The organism is Alienimonas chondri (genome assembly GCF_013036045.1).
GTDB classification, from domain to species: domain Bacteria; phylum Planctomycetota; class Planctomycetia; order Planctomycetales; family Planctomycetaceae; genus Alienimonas; species Alienimonas chondri.
In genome coordinates, this window is record NZ_WTPX01000208.1 from 1 (window position 1) to 6,133 (window position 6,133).

Sequence of the window (6,133 nt, forward strand, 5' to 3'; positions counted from 1 at the left end):
CCACCATCCTGTCCGTCAGCCCCTCAAACGCCGACGGGGGACTTCCCCCCTCGCCGTGTCGGAGCGTCCCGGTTCCTGCTCGTCTCCCGCCGCTCGGGCGCCGTCACTCCGCGACCGGCGGCGGGGCGGGGGCGGGCGTCGGCGCCGGCTCGATCGCGAACGGCTCGGCCTCCAGCAACCCATCCGCGGGGATGAGGAACCGCACCGGACGCGGGCCGCGGCGGAGCGCCTCGGCGGCCCGGTGCAGAGTCGAGCCGTTCTCGGTCTGCACGGCGATCCACGCGGCGCCGTTCTGTTCCAACCGCGTCAACTCTTCCACGGAGAGCAGAAACCCGCCATCGTCGCCCGCTTCCGCCAGCAGCACGGGCGTCGGTTCGCCGCCGTCGCGGCTCACCACCAGATCAAACCCTCGCGGCGGCGGGTCGCCGGTGGGCACGAAGCCGGCCTCTTGCAAGGCGTCGAGCGCCCCCTCGGAGGCCAGATTCGCGACGGCTTCCTGAGTCGCGGCGAGGCGGGAATCGCGGCGAACGGCTTCCGCCCACGCCTCCCCCGCCTCGCGCGGCTTGCCCGCCTGGCGGAGCGCCGTGGACAACTCCCACCAGACCGAGGCGAACGCGGACGGATCGACGTCCGGCGTGGCGTCGCCCCGGCGGATCGCTTCCCGCAGCGCCTCGATCGCCGCGTCGGTCTCGCCCTTCGCGAGGAGAATCGTCCCCTTGCGATACGCCGGGCCGAACGAGCCGGCGGACAACCGCTCCCACGTCTCCACGTCTTCCAAGGCGCCTTCATAGTCTTCGGTCTGCTGGCGGAACATCGCCCGGTTGGCGAGAGCCAGTTCGTCGGCCGGGTCCACGGCCAGCGCCTGATCCCAGTCCTTCAACGCCTGCTGCACGCGCCCCTGGCCGGCTCGCACCCAGGCCCGATTGTTCCAGGCCCTTGCGAGCTTCGGATCGAGTTCCAGCGCGGCGCTGTAATCCTCCTCCGCATCGGCGAGCCGCTCCTGGCGCTCCCGGGCGATGCCTCGCTCCATATATAACTCCGCCTTGGCGACGCGATCGTCCTCGGTTTCGTCCGCAGCGACGGCGAGCGCCTCGGTGTAGGTCTTCTCGGCGGCGGGGAAGTCCTCACGCTCACGCTGAATCCGCCCCCGCTCCAGCAGCGAATCCGCGGTGGCGGGCGCCTCGTTCGATTCGGACCCGCACCCGAGGAATGCGGAGCAGAGCAGGGCCGTCAGGAGCGGAAGTCGCATAGAATCAATAAGAGTTTGGAGGGGCGACGGCGGCGTATGGCCGCCCGTCGCGCGGTTTCGCGGGCTTTAAAGAGTCTCCGGCGCCGGCGAAGCCGCAGGCGACGGTTTACGCAGCGCTTGAAAGACCATCGGCGGGACGAAGGCGAAATAGGCGAACGTCATCACCAGGCCGAACGTCCACATGCCCAGAAACGCCCCGATCCCCAGGTGCATGCTCGTGCCGATCGCCAGCACGTATGGACGCAGCCGCGGCTTCCAGACAAGCGCCCAGAACGAGAGTTCCCACGCCACGGTCATGTGGGTGAGGAAGTGACCGATCGGCTCGACCGCGGCGATCCAGGTGAGGTCCGTCGTTTGGTATTCGAGGTTCGAAGCCGTTTTCCAGATCGCCGTGCCGTCCCACCAGGCTTCGCCCTTCAACTTCGCCAAGCCCGCGAAAGTATAAAGCACGCACAGATGCACCTGAATGAGCCGCGTCGCGATCGTATTGCGGGAGGAGAGCCGCAGTTCGCCCTTCGATTTCCTCAGCAACGCATCGACCGAGAACGCCGCCCCACAGGGGGCGAGAGCCAGATACAGCGCGAGGAACGATGCGATCTGATCCAGCCCGAAGGTCGCCATCGGCGCCCGTTGGGCGTAGGAGGCGACGATGACGAACGCCAGCCATTTCGTGACCGCCGTCCCCGCGCCGATTGTGTACAGCGCCAACGCCGCCAGGCAGAGGTAATGCACCGGGCGAACCCAGGCGTCCGGGACGAAGAACCACAGCGACGGGGCGCCGGGCACGTTCACCAGGTCCGACGGCTGATAGCCGCCGTCCGTGAAGAACGCCTCCAACTCCATCCCCCAGACGGCCGTGCTATACAGCATCATCCCGCCCGCCAGAATGCGGAGGAAGGCCAACGTGTGCGGCGCCGAGGGGGCGAACCAGAACCGATGATACGCCGCGGCGAGGTCCACGCCGTCCGTCACGAGTCGCCGCGGCAGACCGAGCACGGCGGTATAGACCAGGTGAATCAGGTTCTTCATCGCGAACCCCCATCGCTCGCGGCTGGCGTGCGGGGCGCCGGATCGTCCAGCGGCCCGGCGTCGAACGTGCCGAGCGCCCGCGACTGATAGGTCGCCGGGTCGTCCAGCGGGAAGCCGGCCCGCACCTCCTCCACTTCGGACATGCGATGGGTGAGGATGGTGAGCGACAACTCTTCGGCCCCCGTCTCGATCCCCAGCCCGCGGGCCAGCGCCGCGTGATACTCCCGGCTCAGCCCGGCGGGGCCGGCGAGGCGTTCAGTCAACATGAAGTGCCGGTGATACAGCAGCCGCGGGAAGTGCCCCTCGGCGTCCGGGATCACGCCGGCGACGGGCGTTCCGTCCGCTTTGGTTCCCTCGTACTCCAACAGCGTGCTCGGCCCGGGATCCGGCGCGAAGTAGTGGTAGCCGTGGTTGAGATACAGGGCGGTCAGATACCCCCGCGACGTCGCAAAGAGGCTCTGCTGCGTCGGCGAAGAGGGCGGCATCGTCGCCGGGCCGACGGCGAGGCTGATCAGGTGATACGCCAACGCTAGATGCGCCGCAGCCCACCCGCATCGCGTCCACCACCGCGGGTTGGGCGGGGCGTCGTCGGGGCGGTCTTCCGGCGTTTGGGGGGCGTCGTGGGTCTTCGACACGGTACGAAACGAAGCGGATCGCGGCGGTCGGCGATCTGCGGCGGGAAACGCCGCGACGCCGGAGCCGCGGCAGTGTCGGTCGTCGCCCCGGGCATAAACAACCGGCCGGCCCCGCACTCGCGGGACCGGCCGGAAAACGACGTAACGGTCGTGACGGCGCCGACCGCTGTACGGTCCACCCGGTCACCCGCAGTCGTGATCAGTAGCTGCCGTAGCTGCCGCCGCCGTGGGACTGGTGGCTGTTCTTGTGGAACAGGCCGCCGAACAGCCCGCCGCCGTTGGAACCGCCGTGCGAGCTGCCGTGCAGGCCGTCGAACAGGCCGCCGCCGCCGCCGGAGGAGCCGCCGTGCAGCCTGGGCAGGCGCAGCTTGGGCAGGTTCAGGCCGCCGCCGTTGGAGCCGCCGTGCGAGCCGCCGTGCAGGCCGCTGAACAGACCGCCGCCCCCGCCGGAGGAGCCGTGGTTGCCGAACAGGCCGGCGTCGGCCGGGATGGCCACTGCGAGAATCGCCGCGGCGGCCAGAAATCCATAGGTCCGTTGTGCCATCAGATCAGTCTCCGATCAGGGGGTGGGTCGAGGGAGGAGGTTGAACCGCTACTCGCCGGGCTGGATCAGAGCGGTTGCGGGGGTCGCGCTGCCCGGGGCAAGTGCGTAAGATGGGAGGTTGATAAGGATCGCGAAAGATCGCAAGCGTTCGATCCCTTCGATCAAGTCAAGATCAGCTTGACCATCCCGTAAAACCGGGCCGTCCCCGCCGTTCGACACGGGTTATTCCTGAGGGGGACGGACTCGTTAGTCCCTGTCCTAAGTCTTTGGAGAGCCGACCTGATCCCACGCGTCGGCGGGTGGCCCTCCACGAAAAAACCGGCCGGCCCCGCGTGAGCGGGACCGACCGGCGGACGAATCATCAATCGGGACTGATGCGACGAATTACCGCACCGCGACGCGGTCGTCGTCGACGGACGGCTCGCTGTCCTCCGCCGGGATCGTCAGGTCGTTGACGCTATCGGTGGCGGTCTTCAGCGGCGGGACGTCGCCCTGACCGGGGGTCTGCACGATCGTCAGACCGTTCTCATTGACGGAGACGGTCAGTTCGACCAGCACGCCGGCCCGAACGACCTGCACGGCTTCGGCGGTGAGGGCGGCGGCGCCGTTCTCGCCGGGGATCGTGACGGCGATCGGATAGGCGTACGCCTGGCCGGCTTCGAGGTCCGGGCTTTCGAAGGTCCGCACCGGGCCTTCGCCGCCCATCGGCTCGTCCACCAGCGTGACGGTCGCGGCTTCCGGGAGGTTCATCACGATCCGGGCGCGAGCGTCGTCCTGCTGGACGATCTTCGCGGCGGTCCGCATGGAGGACTGAGCCCGCTCCGCAGCGGCGAGCGCGACGCCCGGGGCGACCGGACCGGCGACGCCGGCCGGCAGAGCGCCGGGGATCGCGGACCCCACGACGGGCGCTGCGGTCGGCGTGGCGGCGCCGTAGAAGCCGAGGCTCCCGCCGCTGCCGTAGCCGTAGCCGCTGCCGTAACCGTAGGAGCCGCCGCTCGACCCGCCGCTCGACCCGTAACTTCCGTAGTAGCTCGTTCCGCCGGAGCTGCCGCCGTATCCGTAGCCGCCGCTCGACCCGTATCCGCCGCCGTAGTAACTGCCGTAGGAGCTGCCGTAGGAGCTGCCGCCGTAGTAGGAGCTGCCGCCGTACGAGCCGAACGAACCGCCGTAATAGGAGCCGTAGCCGCTCAGGTAGGAGGGGCCGTCGATCGCCCCGTACCCGCCGTAATAGGAGCCGTACGACCCGCCGGAGGAACCGCCGTACGACCCGCCGGAACTGCCGCCGTAATACACGGTCGAGTACCCGCTCGACCCGCCGGACGACCCGTAGCTGCTGCGACGATGGTGGCTGAACAGTCCGCTGAACAACCCGCCGCCGCCGAACAGCCCGCCGCCGCCGGAGGAACCGCCGTACGAGCCGCCGCCGTAATATCCGCCCGAACTGCCGCCGTAATAGCCGCCGGAACTCCCGCCGGAGGAGCCGCCGTAGTAGCTACCGCCGGACGATCCGTACGAGCCGCCGTGGCTGCCGCCGTGGCCGCCGAACAGACCGAACAGCCCGGCGTCCGCCGGGGTCGCCACGGCGAGCACCGCCGCGGCCGCTAAAACTCCGAGTGCCCGCCGTACCATGGGAACCGCCTTCGACCAGGTGTGAAAATCGTGTTGTGGAGAACCGCCGATCGCCGACCGAGCCGGTCGCGGCCAGAGGGACCGCACCGCCCGGGGTGATTGCGTAAGATGGGAGGGTCGCGTGACCCGGGGCGTCTCGCAAGCGCCGAACGCGGCCACCGGGGCCGGATTCTCTTCTTCGCCCGCATGATCGGATCGAACCCGGTCGCGCTTCGGGGGACTTTCCCGGTCCGACGGCCCGATGAGTCCCCGCGACGGGCGCCTCGATCGCGCGGCCCTTACTCCACGTCGTCGGCGGCCTCGGCCTCCACCTTCGGGGCGCCCCCGCGATTCCTGCCTCGTCCGCCGGCCTTGGGCGTCACCGGCCGCATGACGGTCACGGAACTCTCCTCTAATAACTCCCCGAACGCTCCGACGAACGCCTTCGTATAGGGTTGTTCGAGGTGCGTCGCCAGCGCGTCCGTCGACTTCCAGCGTTCATACAGCAGGAACGCGTTCGGGTTCTCCGCATCCCGCGTGAGGGCGTAGGAGGTGCAGCCTTCCTCGGCGAGGCTGCTGACGGCGGCGGCGCGGTAGGCTTTAATGAGGTCGTTCGCCCGGCCTTCCTTCACCGTCATCGAGACGACCAGCAGGAACGGCCTGCCCGCTCCCTTCGGCCCCACCGCCGCTTTCGCACGGGTGATGATGGGACTCTCGGCGTCCTCTTGCGGCTTTGTCTCTTGAAGGTGCGGGACGGGCGCGAGCGGCGAGGGGCCGGCGGCGAGGACCGAGAGCAGCAGGGCGGGCAACATGGCGGAACCTTGGCGGGGGAGGCGAAGATCGAACGCCGCAGTGTGAACCGCCGCCCCGCCCGGCGCCAACGAACGGCTCGCCCGGCCTGGTGCGATTACAAAGTCCGAAGCGATGAGTCGGCGGCGGGTCGTAACCGTCGTACTCCCCTCTCCCTCAGGGAGAGGGGCTGGGGGTGAGGGTGACGGTCCGAACGGTTCAAGAGCCTTCACCTCGCTCCGCGATCCCCCTCGCCCCCGACCCCTCTCCCCCAAAAAG

The 6,133-nt window shown here is 69.3% G+C and carries 6 protein-coding genes; all 6 read right to left on the reverse strand.

The annotated features are described in order from the left end of the window. Positions 1 to 103 precede the first annotated feature (103 nt). Positions 104 to 1,249, reverse strand: a complete 1,146-nt coding sequence (locus LzC2_RS19520; RefSeq protein ID WP_171189708.1) for a tetratricopeptide repeat protein — start codon at positions 1,247 to 1,249, stop codon at positions 104 to 106. 66 nt (positions 1,250 to 1,315) lie between these two features. Further along, on the reverse strand, positions 1,316 to 2,278 hold the full coding sequence (locus tag LzC2_RS19525; protein WP_171189709.1) for an HTTM domain-containing protein: 963 nt from the start codon (positions 2,276 to 2,278) through the stop codon (positions 1,316 to 1,318). Then, entirely contained in the window at positions 2,275 to 2,913 is a 639-nt protein-coding gene (locus LzC2_RS19530; protein ID WP_171189710.1) for a hypothetical protein, read from the reverse strand. The genes LzC2_RS19525 and LzC2_RS19530 overlap by 4 nt, the downstream gene beginning before the upstream one ends. Positions 2,914 to 3,112: 199 nt before the next feature. Further along, positions 3,113 to 3,457 (reverse strand): hypothetical protein, encoded by a 345-nt coding sequence (locus tag LzC2_RS19535; protein ID WP_171189711.1) that lies wholly within the window; start codon positions 3,455 to 3,457, stop codon positions 3,113 to 3,115. Positions 3,458 to 3,841: 384 nt separating this feature from the next. Next, a complete protein-coding gene (locus LzC2_RS22660) occupies positions 3,842 to 5,086 on the reverse strand; it encodes a TIGR03000 domain-containing protein (RefSeq protein WP_171189712.1) in 1,245 nt (414 codons plus the stop codon). A gap of 278 nt (positions 5,087 to 5,364) precedes the next feature. Continuing rightward, positions 5,365 to 5,877, reverse strand: a complete 513-nt coding sequence (locus LzC2_RS19545; RefSeq protein ID WP_171189713.1) for a putative quinol monooxygenase — start codon at positions 5,875 to 5,877, stop codon at positions 5,365 to 5,367. Positions 5,878 to 6,133: the final 256 nt, after the last annotated feature.

What these genes read in the sequence shown, in the direction of transcription:
- LzC2_RS19520 (WP_171189708.1), bottom strand. Translation starts at nt 1,249, where the DNA reads ATGCGACTTCCGCTCCTGACGGCCCTGCTCTGCTCCGCATTCCTCGGG.
- LzC2_RS19525 (WP_171189709.1), bottom strand. Translation starts at nt 2,278, where the DNA reads ATGAAGAACCTGATTCACCTGGTCTATACCGCCGTGCTCGGTCTGCCG.
- LzC2_RS19535 (WP_171189711.1), bottom strand. Translation starts at nt 3,457, where the DNA reads ATGGCACAACGGACCTATGGATTTCTGGCCGCCGCGGCGATTCTCGCA.
- LzC2_RS22660 (WP_171189712.1), bottom strand. Translation starts at nt 5,086, where the DNA reads ATGGTACGGCGGGCACTCGGAGTTTTAGCGGCCGCGGCGGTGCTCGCC.
- LzC2_RS19545 (WP_171189713.1), bottom strand. Translation starts at nt 5,877, where the DNA reads ATGTTGCCCGCCCTGCTGCTCTCGGTCCTCGCCGCCGGCCCCTCGCCG.